This window comes from Streptomyces sp. NPDC047315 (assembly GCF_040643215.1).
Taxonomy (GTDB): domain Bacteria; phylum Actinomycetota; class Actinomycetes; order Streptomycetales; family Streptomycetaceae; genus Streptomyces.
Window position 1 is genome coordinate 287,513 of the sequence record NZ_JBEYTZ010000004.1, and the last position, 20,953, is coordinate 308,465.

The 20,953-nt window shown below is 72.1% G+C and carries 19 protein-coding genes and 1 tRNA gene; 8 read left to right on the forward strand and 12 right to left on the reverse strand.

Annotated features, from left to right (window positions below; translation table 11 throughout):
* Positions 1-3 precede the first annotated feature (3 nt).
* The 3 genes from ABZ842_RS06310 to ABZ842_RS06320 are packed head-to-tail and all read left to right on the forward strand — an operon-like array spanning position 4 to position 4,490.
* Positions 4-1,677 (forward strand): protein phosphatase 2C domain-containing protein, encoded by a 1,674-nt coding sequence (locus tag ABZ842_RS06310; protein ID WP_361532510.1) that lies wholly within the window; start codon positions 4-6, stop codon positions 1,675-1,677.
* A 58-nt stretch (positions 1,678-1,735) separates the two neighbouring features.
* Positions 1,736-3,121, forward strand: coding sequence for a VWA domain-containing protein (locus tag ABZ842_RS06315; RefSeq protein ID WP_361532513.1), 1,386 nt, complete (start codon positions 1,736-1,738; stop codon positions 3,119-3,121).
* Positions 3,122-3,167: 46 nt separating this feature from the next.
* The gene (locus tag ABZ842_RS06320) at positions 3,168-4,490 is read left to right on the forward strand and encodes an FHA domain-containing protein (protein WP_361532516.1); all 1,323 of its coding nucleotides are present in this window, start codon (positions 3,168-3,170) and stop codon (positions 4,488-4,490) included.
* A gap of 331 nt (positions 4,491-4,821) precedes the next feature.
* On the opposite strand, the gene ABZ842_RS06325 is transcribed toward ABZ842_RS06320, so the two are convergent.
* Complete coding sequence (locus ABZ842_RS06325) at positions 4,822-5,814, reverse strand: methyltransferase domain-containing protein (protein WP_361532519.1); 993 nt, start codon at positions 5,812-5,814, stop codon at positions 4,822-4,824.
* Positions 5,815-5,972: 158 nt separating this feature from the next.
* Between ABZ842_RS06325 and ABZ842_RS06330 the strand changes: the two genes are divergently transcribed.
* Positions 5,973-6,377 carry a globin gene (locus ABZ842_RS06330; protein WP_361532522.1) on the forward strand — a complete coding sequence of 135 codons (405 nt, stop codon included), beginning with the start codon at positions 5,973-5,975 and terminating at the stop codon, positions 6,375-6,377.
* 15 nt (positions 6,378-6,392) lie between these two features.
* Here ABZ842_RS06330 and solA read toward each other — a convergent pair whose 3' ends face one another.
* From solA to ABZ842_RS06375, 9 genes are all read right to left on the reverse strand, one after another.
* Positions 6,393-7,529, reverse strand: a complete 1,137-nt coding sequence (solA, locus tag ABZ842_RS06335) for an N-methyl-L-tryptophan oxidase (RefSeq protein WP_361532525.1) — start codon at positions 7,527-7,529, stop codon at positions 6,393-6,395.
* Between the two features lie 125 nt (positions 7,530-7,654).
* Complete coding sequence (locus tag ABZ842_RS06340; RefSeq protein WP_361532528.1) at positions 7,655-8,434, reverse strand: IclR family transcriptional regulator; 780 nt, start codon at positions 8,432-8,434, stop codon at positions 7,655-7,657.
* A gap of 163 nt (positions 8,435-8,597) precedes the next feature.
* On the reverse strand, positions 8,598-9,323 hold the full coding sequence (locus ABZ842_RS06345) for a hypothetical protein (RefSeq protein ID WP_361532531.1): 726 nt from the start codon (positions 9,321-9,323) through the stop codon (positions 8,598-8,600).
* Positions 9,320-9,766: a thioesterase family protein gene (locus tag ABZ842_RS06350; RefSeq protein WP_361532534.1), complete on the reverse strand. Its 447-nt coding sequence runs from the start codon at positions 9,764-9,766 to the stop codon at positions 9,320-9,322. Before ABZ842_RS06350 ends, ABZ842_RS06345 begins: the two co-directional genes overlap by 4 nt.
* Before the next feature lie 65 nt (positions 9,767-9,831).
* Entirely contained in the window at positions 9,832-11,496 is a 1,665-nt protein-coding gene (gene ettA / locus ABZ842_RS06355; RefSeq protein ID WP_361532537.1) for an energy-dependent translational throttle protein EttA, read from the reverse strand.
* Positions 11,497-11,885: 389 nt separating this feature from the next.
* Positions 11,886-13,271 (reverse strand): Cys-Gln thioester bond-forming surface protein, encoded by a 1,386-nt coding sequence (locus tag ABZ842_RS06360; protein ID WP_361532541.1) that lies wholly within the window; start codon positions 13,269-13,271, stop codon positions 11,886-11,888.
* 437 nt (positions 13,272-13,708) lie between these two features.
* Entirely contained in the window at positions 13,709-14,224 is a 516-nt protein-coding gene (locus ABZ842_RS06365) for a single-stranded DNA-binding protein (RefSeq protein WP_361532544.1), read from the reverse strand.
* Between the two features lie 158 nt (positions 14,225-14,382).
* Positions 14,383-16,041 (reverse strand): GTP-binding protein, encoded by a 1,659-nt coding sequence (locus tag ABZ842_RS06370; protein WP_361532697.1) that lies wholly within the window; start codon positions 16,039-16,041, stop codon positions 14,383-14,385.
* 248 nt (positions 16,042-16,289) lie between these two features.
* The gene (locus tag ABZ842_RS06375; protein WP_361532547.1) at positions 16,290-17,882 is read right to left on the reverse strand and encodes a dynamin family protein; all 1,593 of its coding nucleotides are present in this window, start codon (positions 17,880-17,882) and stop codon (positions 16,290-16,292) included.
* A 310-nt stretch (positions 17,883-18,192) separates the two neighbouring features.
* On the opposite strand from ABZ842_RS06375, the gene ABZ842_RS06380 reads away from it, so the two are divergent.
* Together ABZ842_RS06380 and ABZ842_RS06385 are read left to right on the forward strand one after the other, a co-directional pair.
* A tRNA-Arg gene (locus ABZ842_RS06380) sits at positions 18,193-18,265 on the forward strand.
* 113 nt (positions 18,266-18,378) lie between these two features.
* Positions 18,379-19,347: a tyrosine-type recombinase/integrase gene (locus ABZ842_RS06385; RefSeq protein WP_361532550.1), complete on the forward strand. Its 969-nt coding sequence runs from the start codon at positions 18,379-18,381 to the stop codon at positions 19,345-19,347.
* 20 nt (positions 19,348-19,367) lie between these two features.
* Here the strand turns inward: ABZ842_RS06385 and ABZ842_RS06390 are convergent, their stop codons facing one another.
* The gene (locus tag ABZ842_RS06390) at positions 19,368-19,556 is read right to left on the reverse strand and encodes a hypothetical protein (RefSeq protein WP_361532553.1); all 189 of its coding nucleotides are present in this window, start codon (positions 19,554-19,556) and stop codon (positions 19,368-19,370) included.
* Between the two features lie 121 nt (positions 19,557-19,677).
* Positions 19,678-20,097 (reverse strand): hypothetical protein, encoded by a 420-nt coding sequence (locus ABZ842_RS06395; protein ID WP_361532556.1) that lies wholly within the window; start codon positions 20,095-20,097, stop codon positions 19,678-19,680.
* Positions 20,098-20,344: 247 nt separating this feature from the next.
* Between ABZ842_RS06395 and ABZ842_RS06400 the strand changes: the two genes are divergently transcribed.
* Together ABZ842_RS06400 and ABZ842_RS06405 are read left to right on the forward strand one after the other, a co-directional pair.
* Positions 20,345-20,719, forward strand: a complete 375-nt coding sequence (locus tag ABZ842_RS06400; protein ID WP_361532559.1) for a helix-turn-helix transcriptional regulator — start codon at positions 20,345-20,347, stop codon at positions 20,717-20,719.
* Positions 20,616-20,942: a hypothetical protein gene (locus tag ABZ842_RS06405; RefSeq protein ID WP_361532562.1), complete on the forward strand. Its 327-nt coding sequence runs from the start codon at positions 20,616-20,618 to the stop codon at positions 20,940-20,942. The genes ABZ842_RS06400 and ABZ842_RS06405 overlap by 104 nt, the downstream gene beginning before the upstream one ends.
* Positions 20,943-20,953: the final 11 nt, after the last annotated feature.

Sequence of the window (20,953 nt, forward strand, 5' to 3'; positions counted from 1 at the left end):
TCGATGTCGTCGCAGAACGAACAGCCGACCGGGGCGGTCTCCTGCCCCGGCTGCGGCGAACCCGTGGAGTTCGAGGACCGCTTCTGCGGCAGGTGCGGTGCGGGCCTGCCGCGGGCCGCGGCTCACCCGCCGGGGTCGGACCGTCCGACCCTGGCGATCGGCACCCCGACGCACCGGCTCCCGCCGCAGGTGGCGCCGGCGTCGCCGACTGCCGGCGGGGCGCCGTCGGTCGCCGCGGTGAGCCCGGATCCCGGTTCGGGCTCGGGCTCGGGCTCGGGCTCGGGCGGCGTCGCAGAGGCGGAGCCCGTACGGCCGCGGTCCCGCCTCGCGGCCCTCGCCGACCTCGCCGGTCCGCCGCGCGACCCCTCGGCGCCCAGTGCGTGGGACGTGCTGCCGGACGCCCCGGGCCGGGTGCCGGCCGAGCAGTACGTGCCGGCGGGCAGAACGAGCAGCGCGAGCACCGGTGACGTGTCCGCGTTCGACCCGGAGTACGGTCAGGCGCCCCTCTCGGACACCGACGTCGAGGTGGACCACGGCTCGCGGCGGACCGCCGTGGCACGGACCGCCGGGGAACCGACCGCCGGAGAGCGGCAAGACGGAGAACGGAACGACGGAGACTACGAGTTGCAGCAGCCGTTGCCGGAGCCGAACGTGCCGAACGAATCGGAGCAGTCGAACGAATCGGAGCAGTCGAACGAGCCCCAGCAGCCGCCGCAGCCACCGGCGCCCCCGCCGTCGCCGGACGGGCCCGACCCGCGGGCCGAGGGCACGACCTGGTGCGTGGCGTGCCGCGCCGGCCGGGTCGACACCGACGGCTACTGCGAGAACTGCGGCCACGCCCAGCCTCGCGAGCGCGACCACCTGGAGCAGGAGACGGGTCCGCTGGCCGCCGTGAGCGACCGCGGGCTGCGCCACCACCGCAACGAGGACGCGTTCGCGATCTCGACCACGACGCTGTCCGACGGTTCGCCGGCGGTCGTGGCGATCGTCTGCGACGGCGTGTCGTCGGCGACCCGCCCCGACGAGGCGTCACAGGCGGCGTCCCGTACGGCCTGTGACGCACTGACGACGGCGCTGCCGCAGGGGGTCCACCCCCAGCAGGCCATGCGGGACGCGATCGTCGACGCCGCCGCCGCGGTGAACGCCCTCGCCGCGTCCCCGGACGGCGGCGACGCGCTCGACCAGGATCCGCACCGCCAGCAGAACGCTCCGGCGTGCACCATCGTCGGCGCGGTGTCGGCGGGCGGGCTGCTGATCGTCGGCTGGGTCGGCGACAGCCGCGCGTACTGGGTGCCCGACGACCGCGGCGCCCCCGCGGCCCGGCTCACCGAGGACGACTCGTGGGCCGCCCAGATGGTGGCGGCCGGCCTGATGAGCGAGGCGGAGGCGTACGCGGACGAGCGCGCCCACGCGATCACGGGCTGGCTCGGCGCCGACGCGTACGAACTCGACCCGCACACCGCCGTCTTCCGGCCGGACCGCTCCGGTGTGGTCGTGGTCTGCACGGACGGCCTGTGGAACTACGCGGAGGGCGCCGCCGAGATGGCCGCCGCGGTCCCCCGCGACGCGGCCGAACGTCCGTTGCACGGCGCCCGGGTGCTCGTCGGCCACGCCCTCGACGGCGGCGGCCACGACAACGTCACCGTGGCGGTGCTCACGATCTCCGTCGACGGCTAGGACTGTCAGCACAGAGTGATCACCGTGTCCCGCATGGAGCCTCCAAGGAGTCCCTGACATGGCCAACTTCTCCCAGTCCCAGGTTCCCCGGTTCTCCGTCGACGTCTATCAGAACGAGTTCCTGCCGGAGGACGGGCGGGAGGTGAGCGCCATCGTCACGGTCACCTCCACCGGTGGCGGCGCCGGCGGGGGCGCCCCGCTGGCGGGCGCGTCGGCCTCGCCGACCGGCATACCCGCCCCCGCCCCCGGCGCCGCCGTCGTCGTCATGGTCGACTGCTCCGGCTCGATGGACTATCCGCCGACGAAGATGCGCAACGCGCGCGAGGCGACGGCCGCGGCGATCGACACCCTGCCGGACGGGGTTGAGTTCGCGGTCGTCGCCGGGACGCACGAGGCCAAGGAGGTCTACCCGGCCGACGGCGGGCTCGCGGTCGCGGACGCGCGGACCCGGGCCGCCGCCGTACGGTCCCTGCGCCGGCTCGCCGCGGGCGGCGGCACCGCCATCGGCACCTGGCTGCGGCTCGCGGACTACCTGTTCGCGGACGCCGCCAGCCCCATCCGGCACGGCATCCTGCTGACCGACGGCCGCAACGAACACGAGTCACCGGAGGACCTGCGGGCCGCGTTGGAGGCGGTCGCGGGGCAGTTCACCTGCGACGCGCGGGGCGTGGGCACGGACTGGGAGGTCCAGGAGGTCACGGCGATCGCCTCCGCGCTCCTCGGCACCGCGGACATCGTCGCGGACCCGGCCCAACTGACGGCCGACTTCACCGCGATGATGACCGACGCGCTCGGCAAGGAGGTCGCGGACGTCGCGCTGCGGCTGTGGACCCCGGTCGGGGCGGAGGTCGTCTTCGTCAAGCAGGTCGCGCCGGCCGTCGAGGACCTGACCGACCGCCGCACCGAAGCAGGCCCCCGGGCCGGGGACTACCCGACGGGTTCGTGGGGCGACGAGTCCCGCGACTATCACGTCTGCGTACGGGTGCCCGACGCCGGCATAGGCCACGAGATGCTGGCGGCCCGCGCCTCGCTGATCGTCCCGGCCGCGGACGGCGGGCCGCCCCGGGTGCTGAGCCAGGGGCTGGTGCGCGCCGTGTGGACGGACGACCTGGCCGCCTCCACCGCGATCAACGCGCAGGTCGCGCACTACACCGGACAGGCCGAGTTGGCGGCGGCGATCCGCTCCGGACTGGACGCCCGCAAGTCCGGGGATTTCGACGGAGCGACGGCGAAACTGGGGCGCGCCGTGCAGTTGGCGGCGGCCTCCGGCAACGCGGACACTGCGAAACTCCTTTCGAAGGTGGTGGACGTGGTCGATGCGGCGACGGGTACTGTGCGACTCAAAGCAAAGGTCGCGGACGCCGACGAGATGACTCTCGAAACGCGCTCCACGAAGACGGTCCGCGTCAAGAATCAGGGGCGGTCGTCGACGACGGCCGGGTAACGAACAGCGGCCCTCGGGCCGGACGAGGAGAGGGGGCGGCGCCTCCATGCCGACCTGCCCGAACGGTCATCAGTCGGGCGCCGACGACTGGTGCGACGTCTGTGGCCAGCGGATAGCCGGTCCCGGCGGCGCGGCGGGGGCCGTGCCGCCGCCCCCGCCGCGGCCCGGGTACGGGTTCCCGCCGGCCGGGGACCCCAACGCGACGGCCCAGGCGGAGCTGTGTCCGCAGTGCCGCACTCCGCGGGAGGCGATGGCGCCGTTCTGCGAGGAGTGCCGGTTCAACTTCGTGACGAACAAGGCGACGTCGTACACCCCGGTCGCCACGACGCCGCCGCCCGGCCTGAACCTCCCCGCGGGCTTCACCAACCGCCCGGCCCCGCCGGGTCCGGGTGGGCCCGGTGGTCCGGGTGGCCCCGGTCCGCAGGCTCCGGGTTTCCCGAACACGGCGCCTCCGGTGCCTGGCCAGCCTGGTCCTGGCCCCGGCCCTGGTCCTGGCCCGGTGGGTCCGGGTCCGGGTCCGACGGGATTCGGCCCGCAGACTCCGATGCCTCCGGGGCCGGGGCCTCATGCACCAAGCCCCCACGCACCGGGGCCTCATGCACCGAGTCCCCACGCACCAGGTCCTCAGGGGCCGGGTGCGCCTGACGCGTACGACTACCAGAACCCGCCGCCCCCGCCCCCCGGCTTCCCGCAGGGACCGGCCGGCGCGCCGCAGTCGCCCCCGCCGCCGTTCCCGCAGCAGCCTCAGCCGCCCCAACCTCCCCAGCAGCCGGCGCACCCGGGTGCCGGTCCGGCCGCGGACGACTGGCGACTGAGCCCGCCGCCCCCGCAGCAGCATCAGCAGCAGCCGATGCAGGCGCCGCCGTTCGGCGGCCCGCAGCACGCACCACAGGCCCCGCCGGCGCCGCAGCCGCCGGTTCAGCCGGCTCAGCCGTCGCCGCCTCCGCCTCCGCCGGCGTTCACCGGCACCTGGACGGCCGTCATCGGGCCCGACCGCGAGTACTTCCTCGCGATGATGCAGCGCAGCGGCCCGGACGCGGGCGGCCTCGTGCTCCCCGCGTACTCCCCCGAGCAGCAGCTGCCGCTCACCGGCACCCAGGTGACCATCGGCCGCCGCCGCCAGTCCACGGGCGAGGCCCCCGACATCGACCTGTCGGTGCCGCCGGAGGACCCGGGCGTCTCGCACCAGCACGCGGTGCTGGTGCAGCAGCCGGACGGCTCCTGGGCGGTCGTGGACCAGAACTCCACGAACGGCACGACGCTCAACGGCGCGGAGGACCCGATCCAGCCATACGTCCCCGTCCCCCTGACGGACGGCGACCGCGTCCACGTGGGCGCCTGGACCACGATCACGGTCCGCCAGTCGTAAGGCCCGCTGGGGCGCGGTGGCGCCCCAGCACCGCCTGGCACCCCCGCGGTTTCCCTGCGGGCGCGTTGGTCTCCGCTGGCCGGTGGTGGGCTTGTCGCGCAGTTCCCCGCGCCCCTAAATACCTCGCCCGGCCCGCAGACAACTGACGGGGCAGCGAGACAGGAGCGCTGGGGGTCCCCGTGCCCGCAGGGCACAGGTGGGGGTCCCCCCGTGCCCTTGGGCGTAGGGGGAGGAACTGCGCGACAAGCGACAAACGAGCCGCAGCAAAACCGCGCGCCCGCAGGACGCACCCCGCAGACACCGACGCACCCGCAGGGAAACCGCGGGCCCGTCACGGACCGTGGGCGTCGCCCAGCTCCCACGCGTACGGCCCCGAGGGGTCGTCCAGCCACGCCCACTGCCTCCGCACCCCCACCGTCACCCCGAAGCGGTCCCGCATCGGGCGGTGCTCCCGCTCCCACAAGGACAGCGCCTCGCGCGGGTCCAGGCTGCCCGCCGTCAGCGTCAGCAGGAAGCGGAAGAGGTCGTCGTCCAGGACCTCCCTCGGCAGCCCCGCCACACCCACCCGCGGCGGCCCCGTCACGCCCCGCAACGGCACGAAGTACGCCGGCGTGCGCAAGAAGCGGCCCTCCGCGAACCGCCCCCGGCCGTCGTCCCGCACCCGCAGTGCGATCAGGCCCGTCGACAGCGGAGCCACGATCCGTGCGTCCGGGCGGCACTGCGCCAGCCAGTCGTACGGCACCGACGGCAGGGTGCAGGTCGCCACGATCCGGTCGAACGGCGCCCGCCGCGGCACGCCGCGGGCGCCGTCGCCGGTGACGACGGCCGGGTGGAAGCCGGCGAGCGCCAGGTGCACCCGCGCGGACTCGGTGATCTCCGGATCGACGTCGACCGTCGTGACGTGCGCGTCCCCCACCCGATGGCACAGCAGCGCCGCGTTGTAGCCGGAGCCGGCGCCGATCTCCAGTACGGAGTCCCCGTACCGCACCTCCAGCGCGTCCAGCATCCGCGCCATGATCGAGGGCTGGCTGCTGGAGGAGACCAGCACCCCGTCGCGCACCCGCGTGGCCAGCGGACCGTCGTGGTACGCCCCGCGCAACCACCGCTCCCGGCGCGCCGGGTCGGGGTCCTCGCACCACAGCCGCTCGTACTCCCCGGGGCCGGTGGGCACGTAGTAGTACGGCACGAAGAGGTGTCGCGGCACCTCTTCGAAGGCGAGCCGCCACGCGGGGTCGGTCAGCTCGCCGTCCGCGACCATCGAGCGCACCAGGGAGCGGCGGGCCTCGTCGGCGGGCTCGGTGTACGGCTCCAGGTACGTCCCCATGCCTCCACTGTCCTGCGCGGCCGGGCCTGGAGCGAGCACCCACCGCCCCTCGGCCCCGCCGACCCGATCACTCTGCCGACCCGATCGGCCCGATCGGCCCGTCGGCCGGAGGTCCTAGGACCCCGGTCCTCGTCCCGGTCATCTGAGACGATGGACGGGTGAACGAGATTCCGCGGGGCACCCTTCAGGAACAGACCTTCTACGAGCAGGTCGGCGGCGAGCCGACCTTCCGTCGCCTTGTTCACCGCTTCTACCAGGGCGTCGCCGAGGACCCACTGCTGCGGGCGATGTACCCGGAGGAGGACCTGGGCCCGGCCGAGGAGCGGTTCGCGCTGTTCCTGATGCAGTACTGGGGCGGTCCGCGCACCTACAGCGAGAACCGCGGGCACCCCCGGCTGCGGATGCGGCACGCGCCGTTCCAGGTCGACCGCGCCGCGCACGACGCCTGGCTGAAGCACATGCGGGACGCCGTGGACGAGCTGGAGCTCGCGCCGGAACACGAACAGCAGCTGTGGAACTACATGACGTACGCCGCCGCCTCGATGATCAACACCGCTGACTAGGGCGCTACACCAGCGTCAGAACCGTCGGTCGGGTGCGAACAGCTCGATCCGGTGCCGGGTGGTCCCGTCCAGCGCCAGGTCCGCCAGGATCTCGCCGACGACGGTCACGAACTTGAACCCGTGCCCCGAGAACCCGCAGGCCACCGTCGTGGTGTCCGGCTGCGCAGGGTGCCGACCGATCACGAAGTGTTGATCGGGCGTGTTGGTGTACAGGCAGGTCACGGCCTTCAGGAAGGTGCCCGGCAGGGTCGGCAGCTGACGGCGCAGGTGCCGTGCCATGTCGTGCACCTCGCGGTCGTGCACGGTCCGGTCGATGGTGTCGGGCGTGCAGACCTCGCCGGCGCGGAAGAAGGCGACCTTGACGCCGCCGTCGGGCCCGTCGAGCGCGGGGAAGCCGTAGCTCTGCGCGCCGGCCCCGTCCTCCCAGATGAAGACGGGCTGGCGGCCGGGGAGGAAGGGCCCGGTGCCGCCGTCGGGCTGGAACCAGTACGTGAGCTGCCGCTCGACGGTCAGCGGCACGCCCAGGTCGGCGAGGAGGTCGGGCGCCCACGCCCCGGGGCAGACCACGAGCTGTCCCGCCGTGTACGTGCCGCGCGCCGTGCGGACCGAGACGCCGTCGCCGTACGGCTCCCAGCGCGTCACGGGCTCCTCGAAGCGCAGTTCGGCACCGTGGCGGGAGGCGAGTTCGAGGTGGGCCGCGACGGTCTCCTCCGGGCGGAGCACCCCGGCCGCGGTCTCGTACAGGGCGACGTCGTGTTCGGCCGGGGTGAAGACGGGGAAGCGGCGGCGCAGCTCCTTCGCGTCCAGCAGCTCGTGCGGCAGGTCCCACTGGCGGGCGGAGCGCAGCGCTCCGGCGACGGTGCGGCAGTCGGGCGAGCCGATCATGAGCCCGCCGCAGAGGGTGGCGATGGGGCGCCCGGTGTCCCGTTCGACCTGGTCGTACAGCTCGTAGGCGCGCAGCAGGAGCGGTACGTAGGAGGGGTCCTCGAAGTACGAGCGGCGGGTCATGCGCGAGCCGCCGTGGCTGGAGCCCCGGTCGTGGAGGGGCCGGTGGGTCTCCAGGCCGAGCACGCGCGCGCCGCGCGCCGCGAGGTGGGCGGCTGCGGCGCTGCCCATGCCGCCGAGCCCGATGACGATCACGTCGTACGCCATGCCGCATCGCTCCCGTGGTGTGGTGCGGTCCGCCGTATGTGGCCGCCACCTTCTCACCGGGGTGCGCGACGGGCAACGGTGCTTCGGCTCGACGACCGGTGCCCCGGCGACGCGGCAGACGGGCCCTAGTCGGCGTACCCCATGCGGCGGGAGAGTTCGTCCGCCGCCGTCACCGTGCGCTTCGCCGCCTCGGGCAGGGCGTCCTCGCCCAGCCGGTACACCGGTCCCGACACGCTCAGCGCCCCGATCACGGTCCCGTCGTACGAGCGCACGGGCGCGGCGACCGCGTTCAGCCCCAGCTCCAGCTCCTCGACGGCCACGGCGTACCCCTGCTCCACGGCCTCGTCGAGCAGGGGGCGCAGGGCCGCGGGCGAGGTGATGGTGTGCTCGGTGAAGGCGTCGAGGAGTCCGACCGCGAGGACCCGGTCCTGTACGGGCGCGGGCGCGTGTGCGAGCAGCACCTTGCCGCTGGAGGTGGCGTGCAGGGGGGTGCGGCGGCCGATCCAGTTGCAGGAGGTGACGGCGGCGGTGCCGTGCGCCTGGGCGACGTTGACGGCCGCGTCGTCGTCGAGGACCGCGATGTTGACGGTCTCCCCGATCTCGGCGGCGAGTTCGTGGCAGAGGGGCACGCCCTCCTGGACGACGTCGAGGCGGCGGGCCGCGGCGCCGGCGAGGCGCAGCATGCCGGCGCCGAGCCGGTACTTGCCGCGGTCCCGGATCTGGGTGACCAGGCCGCGGTTCTCCAGGGCGCCGAGCAGCCGGAACGCGGTGGACTTGTGCACTCCCAGCTCGTCGGCGAGTTCGGTGACGCCCGCTTCGCCCCGTCGGGCCAGGCTCTCCAGCACGCTCACGGCGCGGTCCACCGACTGCACGGCGCTGGGCTGCCCCTCGCCTTCCCTCGCCATCGTTCGCCCTGCTCCCTCACCGGTCCGTGTTCGCCGGCACCGCGTACGGGCGCCGGGCGGTGCGTCGTGCCTTGCGCACCTGCCCGTTCGCCGGCGGGTCAAGCGGTCGGAAGGCCCCTCTTTCGGGTGGCGTCGGTCACGTCGTCCGGGTCCGCCGGGGCGATCACGCCGGGCGGGTGGGGGTGACGCTGAGCGCCCGGGGCCCGTTCGCCCGGAGGGCGACGGAGCCGAAGGGCGTACGCAGCCGGAGCCAGGCGCCCGACAGCGCCTCGTGCGCGGGCGTGGTGGGTGCGGCGGGCGCGGTCGTGAGCAGCGCGACGGGGGCGCCGGGGCGCAGGAAGCCCAGGGAGTGCGCCGCGTGCACGGCGCGCAACGGGAGGGGCGTGGGCGCCGCCTCGCGCGACCAGATCTCCCGCCCGATGCGGTCCCGCTCGGCGCGGGTGCGCCGCTCGGGGGGCAGCGCCTCGTCCCGTAGCCGGAACTCGGCGACCGCGGCGGCGACCAGTTCGCGCATCTGGGGCACGTCGGGGAGGCCGGGCAGTTCGCGCCAGCCGCCGCGCGGCGGCAGGACGCCGGCCCAGGGCGGTCCGGTGACGGGGGCGGGCAGGGTGAATCCGACGCCCTGGACGCGTTCCAGCAGTTCGCCCGCGGAAACGGTGGAGTCCAGCGCGATCGGGGTGCCGAGCCGGGCGGTGCGGATCGCCAGCACCTCGAAGGAGGGCGGGCGGCCGAAGACCGCGAGGCTCGGTCGGGGCTCGCCGTCCGGTCCGCCGGCCTGGAGGCGAACGGCGGCGGCACGGTCGTAGTGGAGCAGCCGGGCGAGGAAGGCGGTGAGGTCGTCCGCCTCCCTCGCGTCGGCGAAGTGCAGGCTCTGCACGGGCGCGGTCATGCCACCAGCACGCCTTCGTCGCTGTCCGCCCCGTCCAGGTACTGGAGGAGGTGGGACCGCTCTTCCTTGGTGATCCGCCGCGGACGGCCCGCTTCCAGGTTGTACGGGACCACGACGGTGGAGGCCCGCACGTAGACCTGGGACGGGCCCTCCGCGTCCTTGATCTCGTAGGTGATGGTGAGCGAGGCGGCGCTGAGCCGGGTCACCCAGGACTCGATGACCACCGGTTCGTGCCGGTGGACCAGCGGGTGCACGTAGTCGATCTCGTGCCGTGCCACCACCGAGCCGCCGGAGAACGAAGGGGAGCCGTCCGTCGGCCGGAGGCGGAACATGAAGTCGATCCGCGCCTCCTCCAGATAGCGGAGGAAGACGACGTTGTTGACGTGCCCGAAGGCGTCCATGTCCGACCAGCGGAGGGGGCAGCTGTATATGTGTCGAGCCATGGGTGACGGTTCCCGCTTTCTGTCCTTCGAACGCCGGTGGCGATCGCTTGCTGTCCGCTGTCGGCTCAGCCTCGGGTGAGCTTCTTGTAGGTGGCGCGGTGCGGACGGGAGGCGTCCGGGCCCAGCCGCTCGATCTTGTTCTTCTCGTACGACTCGAAGTTGCCCTCGAACCAGAACCACTTGGAGTCGCCCTCGTAGGCGAGGATGTGGGTGGCCACCCGGTCCAGGAACCAGCGGTCGTGGGAGACGACCACGGCGCAGCCGGGGAACTCCAGCAGTGCGTTCTCCAGGGAGGAGAGCGTCTCGACGTCGAGGTCGTTGGTCGGCTCGTCGAGGAGCAGCAGGTTGCCGCCCTGCTTGAGGGTGAGCGCGAGGTTCAGTCGGTTGCGCTCGCCGCCGGAGAGGACGCCCGCGGGCTTCTGCTGGTCCGGGCCCTTGAAGCCGAAGGCGGAGACGTAGGCGCGGGACGGCATCTCGACCTGGCCGACGTTGATGTAGTCCAGCTCGTCGGAGACGACGGCCCACAGCGTCTTCTTGGGGTCGATGTTGGCGCGGGACTGGTCGACGTAGCTGATCTTGACGGTGTCGCCGACCTTGATGGTGCCGGCGTCCGGCGCCTCCAGGCCCTGGAGCATCTTGAACAGCGTGGTCTTGCCGGCGCCGTTGGGGCCGATGATGCCGACGATGCCGTTGCGCGGGAGGGTGAAGCTGAGGTCGTCGATGAGCAGCTTCTCGCCGAAGCCCTTGGAGAGGTTGTTGACCTCGACGACGATGCTGCCCAGGCGGGGGCCCGGCGGGATCTGGATCTCCTCGAAGTCCAGCTTCCGCATCTTGTCCGCCTCGGCGGCCATCTCCTCGTAACGCGCGAGGCGGGCCTTGGACTTGGCCTGGCGGCCCTTGGCGTTGGAGCGGACCCACTCCAGCTCTTCCCGCAGGCGCTTGGCGCGCTTGGCGTCCTTCTGGCCCTCGACCTTGAGACGGGTCTGCTTGGACTCCAGGTAGGTGGAGTAGTTGCCCTCGTAGCCGATGGCACGGCCGCGGTCGAGCTCCATGATCCAGCCGGCGACGTTGTCGAGGAAGTACCGGTCGTGGGTGATGGCGACGACGGTGCCGGCGTACTTGGCGAGGTGCTGCTCCAGCCACTGCACGGACTCGGCGTCCAGGTGGTTGGTGGGCTCGTCGAGGAGCAGCAGGTCGGGGGCTTCGAGCAGCAGCTTGCAGAGCGCGACGCGGCGCTTCTCGCCACCGGACAGGTTGGTCACCGGCCAGTCGCCGGGCGGGCAGCCCAGCGCGTCCATGGCCTGCTCCAGCTGGGCGTCCAGGTCCCAGGCGTTGGAGTGGTCCAGGTCCTCCTGGAGCTTGCCCATCTCCTCACCCAGGGCGTCGGTGTACTCGGTCGCCATCTGCTCGGCGATCTCGTTGAACCGGTTGAGCTTGCCCTTGATCTCCGCGACGCCGTCCTCGACGTTCTCCAGAACCGTCTTGGACTCGTCCAGCGGCGGTTCCTGGAGCAGGATGCCGACGGTGTAGCCGGGCGACAGGAACGCGTCGCCGTTCGACGGCTGCTCAAGACCGGCCATGATCTTCAGGACCGTGGACTTACCGGCACCGTTCGGACCGACCACACCGATCTTCGCGCCGGGGATGAGGCTGAGCGTCACGTCATCGAGGATGACCTTGTCGCCGTGCGCCTTGCGCGCCTTGCGCATCGTGTAGATGTACTCAGCCAAGAGAAACCGTCCGGCAGATAAGTGGTGGGCAGAGATACCACCCATCTTGCCGTACGGCCGTCCCCCGACGGAAACCGGTAACCCCCGCCCGGACGCACCCCACGCCCCACCCCGGGCCCGGAACGACGGGGACGAGGGGACGGGCCGAGGGACGGCGGACGAGGAGACGGGACGAGGGACGGCGGACGAGAGGACAGGCGCACGGGCGGCGGGCGACGAGCGACGAGCGACGAGCGACGAGCGCAACGGTACGGATGCCGGCCGGGCACGGGTGAGGCCCCGGGCGCCTTCGCACCCGGGGCCTCACTCCGCCTCGACCTGGCTTCCGCCTCGCGTCCGCCCGGCCTCGGCATCGCTTCAGCGCGGTGTCACTCCGCGCTCAGCAGCGTTCACTCCCCGGCAGTGGCCTTCTTCCTGCGCAGGAAGAACACCGCGCCGCCGCCGAGCGCGACCAGGGCGATCGCGACGCCCGCGATGATCGGGGTGGCGCTGGAGCCGCCGGTCGCCGCGAGGTTGTCCTTCGAGGAGGAGCCGGAGGTGCCGGAGGTGCTGCCGCCGGTGCTGTCGGATCCGCCGGTGCTACCGCCGGCCGAGGCCGGGGTGGGCTGGGAGGACGGGTTCGGGCTCGGGCTGCTGGTCTTGCAGTCCAGGACGCCCTTGAAGGTCTCCTTGAAGCCGTTCGGCCCGGTGATGGTGATGTCGTACGCCTGGTCCTCGCCGACCGGGACGGTCACCGTCTTGGAGCCACCCGCGGGGACGGTGTGCTCGGTGCCCTTGAGGGTGAAGGTGAAGGGGGAGTCGCCCTTGTTGCTGGCGGTGACGTCCACGCCGCCCTTGTCGCAGTTCTCCTTGGCGGTGACCGCGGGCACCGGGCCGGTCTTGGCCCAGGTCGCCGTGGCGATCGACTTCGCGTTGGACTCGCTGGAGCCCGCGAGGATCATCGTCTGGCTGGTGCCGACGAGCGGCGTGAAGGCACGCCCGACCGGGACGGGGGTGGTGGCCTGCGCCGTCAGCGTCGCGGAGCCGTCGGCCGCGTCCGCCGGGACGTCGAAGAACACCTTCGAGCCGGTGGCGGCGCTGGTGACCGGCTTGCCGGCCGCGTCCACGACCTTCACGCCTGCGCCGGCCGCGTCGGGGGACAGCGTGAGCGTGGCCTGGGCCGCGTTCGTGGTCACGGTGACCGGGCCTATGCGCCCGCCGGGCTTGCCGGAGACCGCCTTCGGAGCGAGCGCGAGGGAAGCCTTCGGCTCCGCCACGTTCTTCGCTTCCTTCTCCAGGTAGTCGGCCAGCTTCTCCGCGTTCTCGTCCGCGGCGGTGACTTCCACCTTGTCGGAGTAGCGCCAGATGGCGACCTGGGTGCCCGCGGCGGCGGTCTTCTCGGTGAGCCGCTTGGCACCGGCCTTGTCGGCCAGCGCGGCCAGATTGTCGACCTGCGGGAACGAGTTCTCCAGGATCCAGAGGATCTTGCCGGCGTTCTCGTTCTTGTTCAGGGTGCTCTGGTCCCAGGACGTCTCCTGGTACTCAGCGCCGTCCTGGGTCGGGTTGTGGAGGTCGATGCAGTAGGTCTTCAGCGTGCCGCCGCCCTTGGCGGTCAGGCCGAAGACGCCCGCGGGCATCCGCACCGGCTGCTTGTCGCCCGGGTAGTGCAGCAGGGCGGTGTCGTAGATCTTCAGGCCGTCGAGCTTGGCCGTGGCTCCGTTGACGTGCCGGTCACCCTCACTGGCGACGGCCGCACCCGCGCCGGTCAGTGCACCCGTCGCGACGAGTCCGGTCACCGCGGTGACGGCGGCGATGCGACGGGCGGTGGAACGTCCACGCCCAGCGGGCGCAGAGAACTTGGCAAACACAGAATTCCCCTCCGGGCGAGGCTTTCGCATGATGCGTGTGGGGAGGGAACCTCGCCTACTGACTCAAGTGCCCCGTGAGTACCGGGGAATCCTATGGAAACCAACCCCCACAGATCCCCGTCGTACCGTCATACAACCATTCCGAATCGGAATCGTTATCACTGATGCCCCCACCAACTACCCACCCCCCTTTGCGAGTCGACAAATCTCCCAGACTTCCCCAGCCGCTACCTCGCCCCGTCCGCCGGCTCCCGCAGGTCAGAGCCGGTACGACAGCAGAAGGGAAGAAGTCGGCAAGAAGGAGACAAACGCCAGGTGAACGCGGCGATTGGGCGGCAAGAGGCGGCCGACACCCCGCCCCGCTCTCATGACACCGCTTCCGGAATATCCGATTTCGGCGCCGCCTTGACCACGCGTCGGAATGCGGAAGTGCCACGCGTCAGATCGTGTCCCACGGCAACGGCGTCGATGTCCACGAAGGTGCGCCGCGGCCCGTCCCGAGGCCCTTCACGCGCCTCGCCGTACGCCGCATACGCCCCGTCCGGCCCGTCCGCTCCCCGATCGCCCTCGCGCACCCGCAGCCGTCCGTGCACCACCAGCGGATCGCCCACCGACACGGAGCCCGCCACATTCGCCGCGAGCCCGCGCCACGCGCACACCGTGTAGAAACTGGTGGGCCCGTCGGCCCAGCTCTCGCGCTGTCGGTCCCAGCGCCGCGGCGTCACCGCGATCCGGAACCGCGCCATCGCCCCGTGGGCCGACTCCCGGTACTCCACAGCCGTGGCGGCATTGCCCACCACCGTCACCATCGTGTCGTGCACGACGGCCACCTCCCCCGTCTCGGTCAGGTCAGCCCGGTCCGTCCGGGCTTCCGCTTCCATCCGCTTCCGCGCATCTCCATCCGCTTCCATCCCGGCCATCCGCGCCTCACGGGCTCGTCACCCGCCGCGCCGATGACGACGCTTACGACGCCTGTGAGGTCTTGGCGACCGGAACTCCATGGTGGATCCGATGGAAGGACCCTGCCGAAGCCTGTGGACTACCGAGGAGTTGTGGAAAACCCCGTCACCCCCAGCACACCACCCGCTCCCCTACCGCCCCCTGCACCACCGACGCCCCGCGGTCCGCCCAGCGCCGTGCGCGCATTGCCGGCGACCGTCGCGTACTGCTCCCGCACCTCCCGGTACCGCATCAGCTCCCCCGCGACGGGATCGAGCACCCGCGCCCGTCCGCACGCCGCCGCCGCTTCCCGCAACCGGCGCTGCGCGTCCTGCCCGTACCGCCGCGCCGGCCCCCGCACCGCCACCGTGCACGCCCACTCCACCAGCGGCCCGCCGACGATCCCGGCCAGCATCAGCAGCGCGGGCACGATCAACCCCGGCTCCAGCATCCCGACGATCTGGCCCACCAGCCACAGCCCGCCGTAGATCTGCAACAGCGTCATCGACGCCTGCGTCAGCACCGCGGCGGGCCACCACGCCGGCCGCAGCGGCCTCTTCGCCGTGACGGCCGCCTCCCGTACGGACAGTTCGTCGAGGGCTTCGGGCAGCCCGTCCGCACCGCGGACCGCCGCCTCGCGCACGGCCTGCGCCCAGGGCGCGGGCAGCCCCGCAGCGGCCTCCTCGGCGACCGTGCGCACTGCCTGCTCCACCCGCTGCCGGGCCGTCAGTTCCTCCTCCGCCGGCGCCGGGGACGAGGCCGGCGTCCCGCCCGGCACGCGCTTGCGCTCGTACCAGCGCCACAGCCGCAGCCAAGGGGTCCCGCACGCCCGCCCGGCGTGCCGGCGCCACGCCCGCTCGGCCGCCTCGCCGGCCGCCTCCGCCCCCACCGCCTCGCCGAGCCGGGCCGCGAAGTCCTCGCGGGAGCGCTCGTCGAGGCCCGTACGCCCGTGGGCGACGTACGCCGCACGCAGACCGTGGGCCGCCGCGTCCACGTCGGCGGACAGTCGACGGGCCGCGGCAGTCCGCTCCTGGACGAACGTCCCGACGGCCTCCCTCAGTTCGTCGACCCCCTCCCCCGAAAGGGCGGACAGCGCCAGCACCGTGGCGCCGGGGTCGCCGTGCTCGCCGACCGCCATGCCGTCCTCGTCGAGGAGCCGGCGCAGATCGTCAAGGACCTGGTCGGCGGCCTCGCCCGGCAGCCGGTCGACCTGGTTGAGCACGACGAAGGTGACCTCGGCGTGCCCGGCGAGCGGACGCAAGTACCTCTCGTGCAGCGCGGCGTCCGCGTACTTCTCCGGATCGACGACCCAGATCACCGCGTCCACCAGCGCCAACACCCGTTCGACCTGTTCCCGGTGCTTCACCAGCGCCGAGTCGTGGTCGGGCAGGTCGACGAGTACGAGCCCGGACAGCTCCTCAGCGCCGCCCGCGAGCGGCCGACGGCGCAGCCGCGGCGGGATCGCGAGCCGGTCCAGCAGCCCGGCGGCCCCCTCCGACCAGCTGCAGGCGATCGGCGCCGACGTGGTGGGCCGGCGCAGTCCGGTCTCCGACAGCGGCACCTGGGCCAGCGCGTTGAAGAGGGTGGACTTGCCGCTTCCGGTCGCGCCCGCGATGGCGACGACGGTGTGCCGGGCGGACAGCCGCTGCCGTGCGACGGCCTCGTCCAGCACCCGCCCGGCTTCGACGAGCGTGCCCTCCTCCAACCGCGTACGGGACAGGCCGACCAGCTCGCGCAGGGCTTCGAGGCGGGTGCGCAGGGGCCTGCCGTAGTCGGCCCCGACGAAGACTTCGGCGCCCTCGTCGTCCGCCCCGCCCTCTGCTCCCTCCTCCGCGTCGGCGCCTTCGTCGTCCGTCACCTCGACGGCAGCGGGCTCGACGGAACCGGCGTCCTCTCCGGGCTTGCGGCGCGCGATGAGCCCGTCGTCCCAGCGCCGCTCCCCCTCCCGTTCCGCCGCCTCCCGCTCGTCCTTCTTCCCGTCGCCCTCCACGATGGCGGTCACCGCCGTCACCTCACTTTCTGCAGTACGGACAGCGCGGCGATCAGCTCGGCCTGCGGCTCGGGCGACACTTCGAGTGCGTCCAGGGGCGCGAGCCGGGCGTCCCGCGCACCGTTGAGCACGGAGTCGATGCAGCCCGCCAGCAACTCGGCGCCCCGGTCGCGCAACCTCAATGCACCCTGTGCCCCAATGCGCTCCGCGAGCCTCTCGCCCGCCCCCTTGGCGCGCCGCCCGCCGAGGAGCGCGGCGGCGAGGAGGGCGGCGACGGTCTCCGGGTCGGGCGCCGGATTCAGTTCGAGCCCGCGCACCTCCTCGTCGGCCAGTTCCTCCAGCTCCCGCCGCCACCGCCGAACGGCCATCCCCATCCGCTCGGTCGCCTCGGGGTCCGTTCGCCGCTCGCCCGCCACCCCGCCCGCGGCGGCGTCCCGGCGCCAGACCTCCCGTACGCGCTCTTCGGCGGCGGCCACGGCGCACTGCACCAGCGCCGACAGACTGCCGGCGAGCGAGTCCAGCACCTCCCCCGCGGTGCTGTCGCGGGGAAAGCCGCGCCAGCGCGTGCGCGCGTCCCCGGAGAGCACCGCCCCGGTCTTCAGCTGCTTGTCCAGCCGCGTGCGTTCCTGGTCGTACGCCTCCTCCACGGCCCCCATCAGCCGTACGGTCGCGGCGTACTGACCGGCGACGGCGGAAGCCAGCGCCGGCATCCGCGCGTTCAGGGAGTTCACCACGCCCGTCGCGGTGCGTTCGAGCGCCTGTTGTCGCGCGGCGGGGTCCTGCACCCGGTGCGCCAGCCAGGCGTACAGCGGTGCGACCGCGGTCGTGGGGAGCAGCCCGCTGCCGCCGCCTGCGGACTCCGGCAGCTCGGGGATGGTGAACCGGGGCACCTCGCCGAGCCCGGCCTTGGTCAGCAGCGCGGCGTACTGCCGCGAGACCTCCGCGACCACCTGGTGCGGCACCCGGTCCAACACGGTGATCAGCATGGCGTCGTACTCCTTGGCCGTACGCAGCAGGTGCCACGGCACGGCGTCGGCGTACCGGGACGCGGTGGTCACCATCACCCACACGTCGGCCGCGCAGATCAGCTCGGCGGCGAGCAACCGGTTCTCCACGACGAGCGAGTCGATGTCCGGCGCGTCGAGCAGCGCGAGCCCGCGCGGCAGCGAGGACGCCTTCTCCACCCGCAGTTCGCCCCCGGTCCCCCGCGGCGCCCCGCCCTCGTCCGCCTCCTCCTGGTGCGGCAGCCACACCCGGGTGAGCTGGGGCAGCACCCGCGCGCCGGAGAAGTAGTGCTGGTCGTCCGGGTGGCATACGAGCACGGGCGTACGCGTCGTCGGCCTGAGCACCCCCGCCTCACTGACCCGCCTCCCCACCAGCGAGTTCACGAGCGTCGACTTCCCGGCCCCGGTCGACCCCCCGACGACGGCGAGCAGCGGCGCAGCCGGGTCCCGCAGCCGCGGTACGAGGTAGTCGTCGAGCTGCGCCAACAACTCGTCCCGCGTCTGCCGGGCCCGGGGAGCCCCGGGCAACGGCAGCGGAAGACGCACGGCAGAGACACGGTCGCGGAGGGCGGTCAGGGCGTCGATCAACTGAGGCCGTGCATCCAAGGTCACCACATGCGAAGAATGCCCAATTTTTGCGCCATTTTGAAGCGTATGACCGCACCTGCGCGCCGATCGGACACAAGGGGCAGAGGGGATGAGTGGGGCGCAGGCATAACGAGTGCACAACACCCGCGAGAAGAGGCGCGAAAAGCGATGCAGGAATCGCACCTGCCTGCGATTATCGGTTCGCTTCACCGAACCTCCACATCGAGCCACGCAGGCGAAGCAACGGGGTCAAGGCAACGGGAGCCCTATCCTTGTCCCCGACACGGCCATGGACGCTCACGCTCCGTTTACCCGTGACCACCACCCGGCCCCCGTAGCTCAGTGGATAGAGCAGGCGCCTTCTAAGCGCTTGGCCGCAGGTTCGAGTCCTGCCGGGGGCGCAAACGCGGCCTCACCAGCGGAAACGCGGGTGAGGCTTCTTCGCGTCCGCATGCACATCGCTTACTGGCCAAGCGCCTTGACTGTCCACGATCGTGGACGCATAGTGCCGTGCATGACGGACGAGCGATACAACCTCGGACCGATGACCGCCTCTTGGCTCCGGTCCCTTGCATCCCGCAACTGCTCCGACCGAACCATCGCCATCTACGGCCAGGCGGCCCGCGGACTGACCGCCTTCCTCCTTGATGAGGAGAGCGGCTACCGCCCCGCCGTGGACGACGAGGGCCCCGGCCGGCCTGCGCCGAGCGACCTCGACGAGGTCCATCGCGAGCACGTCGAGGCGTACATCACCGCCACGATGAAGCGCACTTCGGCGAGCAACGCACACCAGCACTTCCGGTCCTTGAAGACCTTCTTCAACTGGCTGGTCGACGAAGAGGAGATCGACCGCTCCCCCATGCGGACGATGAAGCCTCCGGTCGTCACCGAATCCGAAGTACCCGTCATCCCTGAGGGGGACCTCAAGAAGCTCTTCGCCACCTGCAAGGGCAAGACGTACGCCGACCGCCGCGACACGGCCCTACTCATGCTGTTCCTCGACACCGGGGTCCGCCTCTCCGAGGCGACCGACCGCCGCGTCGAAGACCTCGACTTGGACCTGATGGTGCTCCAGGTGCTCGGCAAGGGGAACAAGGTGCGCTCCGTCCCCTTCGGTCGCGCCACGGCGACGGCGCTCGACCGCTACCTGCGCGCCGCCGCCAAGCACAAGGGGAAGGCGCTGGAGCCGGACATGTGGCTGTGGTGGGGAGACCGTAACCGAGGTAACCGGCTGACCATCTGGGGCGTGGGGACGATGCTGAAGCGCCGCTGCGCCGAGGCCGGGATCGGCGAGCTGCATCCGCACCAGTTCCGGCACACGTTCGCGCACCTGTGGAAGGTGGGGGGAGGGAACGAGGACGACTTGATGAGGATCACCGGCTGGAAGTCGCGGCAGATGCTGAGCCGGTACGCGGCGTCGGCCGGCGCGGAGCGGGCGCGCACGGCGCACCGTCGGCTGAGCCCCGGCGACCGGCTGGGGTAGCCGGTCGCCGTGGAGGGGCGTCAGGGTTCGGGCTCGCAGAGCCTCATGGTGCCGATGAGTCGGGGCACTCGCGCGCACAGCAGCGCGAGCGCTTCGGCTCGGCCGATCTGCTGGGGGTCGTACGCCATTCGCACGCGATGGCCGAAGTCCCGGTACATCAGGGGAATCCCCCCGTCGAGTTCGATCGCCTCAAGCTGCACATCAGTCACAAGCCCCCCTGTCCCGCGAAGCTCCGGACACACCGGATCGCACACGCGTTCGAACCGCGCGAGGTGCTGTAACTGTACGACTACAAGAGGGATTCATGCAGGGTGCAGCGCGATCCGAGTGTCACCCCTCCGGATCGCGAATGTCCACACTTTGGACATTGCCGACCCCCTCAGACTCCCAACGATCAGCCACCGCACGGGACTTGGGGAGGTCGGAAAGGTTCAGGCCAAGTTGATGTAGGAGCCTGGCTGGCGCGTCACCTTCCAGCTCCGATTCCACGAAACCGATAACTTGGAAGTGGGCAGCGGCGGCCACGACTTCACGCGACACCCCGAGGCCCACGGCGACGGCCGAGACGAGCTGCGGAGTGACGTCGTACCCCAACCCCTGGATGATCTTGCCGACAAGTGACTTACTTGGGGACCATCCGGTGTCAGGGTCCACAGCCCGCAGGGCGAACTGCCGCGTGGACATCTTCCCCTCCTTGGTGGCGCCAACTTTGGCCACGATCAGCTCGGTGAGGGCGTCCCTCTGCCGCATTGATCCCGCCTCTCGGGGCACTGTCCACACCTTCCGATCGGTGTTGACCTAGAAATCCCAGGTCGGGGCGCACAACCTTTTGGCCACCCGCGCTCATTGTCCACGATCGCGGACAGGAATCGAGCCCCGGGGCGCCATCCGACCGGAAACCTCCACACACTCCCAGCCGCCCACGATCGTGGACAACGCGGAAGCAGTGTGCTTTAGTGGAGCTGTCCACGATCGTGGACAGCAAGGAGAGTGCCCAATGCCGACCGCCAGACTGCACCTGACCGACCCCGACCTCCTCCGCAAGCTCATGCACTGGGCCCCGGACGGGCGGCTCACGGGTCAGGATCTGGCAAATCGCGTCGGAGTCTCCAAGCAGAAGATCTCCGCCCTGCTGAGCGGACATCGAGCCACCACGGACCTCACGACCGCCCATCGCATCGCCGAGGTCCTGGGGGTTCACCAAGGCGCTCTCTTTTTTCAACCACTGTCCACGCCCATGGGCGTGGACAGTCATCGAAGGGAATCCGATGAACACCAGCGAGCGCTCGATGCGGATGCGGTATGCGGCGCACGTGAGCTGGGCCAACACCCCGGACCGCGCGAGCCGTACCGCCGCCGCCCGCCGCGCTAGCCACCACACCCGCTTCATCGAGCAGGCCCGCGCCCGGCACCCCGAGGCGACCGACGAGCAGATCGAGAAGGTGGCCGCGTCGCTTCGTTCGGCGCACTACACCGAGCTGGCGCTCAAGTCGGCGGCGGCCCGGCGCATCAAGCGCGAGGCCCGCGAGAACGAGAAGGCGCGCACCCGGGCGGCGGAGATCGCCGCGTACGAAGCCCGCACCTCCGCCGCCTGACGGCATGAAGC

What these genes read in the sequence shown, in the direction of transcription:
- ABZ842_RS06315 (WP_361532513.1), top strand. Translation starts at nt 1,736, where the DNA reads ATGGCCAACTTCTCCCAGTCCCAGGTTCCCCGGTTCTCCGTCGACGTC.
- ABZ842_RS06350 (WP_361532534.1), bottom strand. Translation starts at nt 9,766, where the DNA reads ATGGCTCGACACATATACAGCTGCCCCCTCCGCTGGTCGGACATGGAC.
- ABZ842_RS06385 (WP_361532550.1), top strand. Translation starts at nt 18,379, where the DNA reads ATGACGGACGAGCGATACAACCTCGGACCGATGACCGCCTCTTGGCTC.
- ABZ842_RS06340 (WP_361532528.1), bottom strand. Translation starts at nt 8,434, where the DNA reads ATGGCGAGGGAAGGCGAGGGGCAGCCCAGCGCCGTGCAGTCGGTGGAC.
- ABZ842_RS06325 (WP_361532519.1), bottom strand. Translation starts at nt 5,814, where the DNA reads ATGGGGACGTACCTGGAGCCGTACACCGAGCCCGCCGACGAGGCCCGC.
- solA (WP_361532525.1), bottom strand. Translation starts at nt 7,529, where the DNA reads ATGGCGTACGACGTGATCGTCATCGGGCTCGGCGGCATGGGCAGCGCC.
- ABZ842_RS06365 (WP_361532544.1), bottom strand. Translation starts at nt 14,224, where the DNA reads ATGGAAGCGGAAGCCCGGACGGACCGGGCTGACCTGACCGAGACGGGG.
- ABZ842_RS06310 (WP_361532510.1), top strand. Translation starts at nt 4, where the DNA reads ATGTCGTCGCAGAACGAACAGCCGACCGGGGCGGTCTCCTGCCCCGGC.
- ABZ842_RS06320 (WP_361532516.1), top strand. Translation starts at nt 3,168, where the DNA reads ATGCCGACCTGCCCGAACGGTCATCAGTCGGGCGCCGACGACTGGTGC.
- ABZ842_RS06395 (WP_361532556.1), bottom strand. Translation starts at nt 20,097, where the DNA reads ATGCGGCAGAGGGACGCCCTCACCGAGCTGATCGTGGCCAAAGTTGGC.
- ABZ842_RS06345 (WP_361532531.1), bottom strand. Translation starts at nt 9,323, where the DNA reads ATGACCGCGCCCGTGCAGAGCCTGCACTTCGCCGACGCGAGGGAGGCG.
- ABZ842_RS06400 (WP_361532559.1), top strand. Translation starts at nt 20,345, where the DNA reads ATGCCGACCGCCAGACTGCACCTGACCGACCCCGACCTCCTCCGCAAG.
- ABZ842_RS06405 (WP_361532562.1), top strand. Translation starts at nt 20,616, where the DNA reads ATGAACACCAGCGAGCGCTCGATGCGGATGCGGTATGCGGCGCACGTG.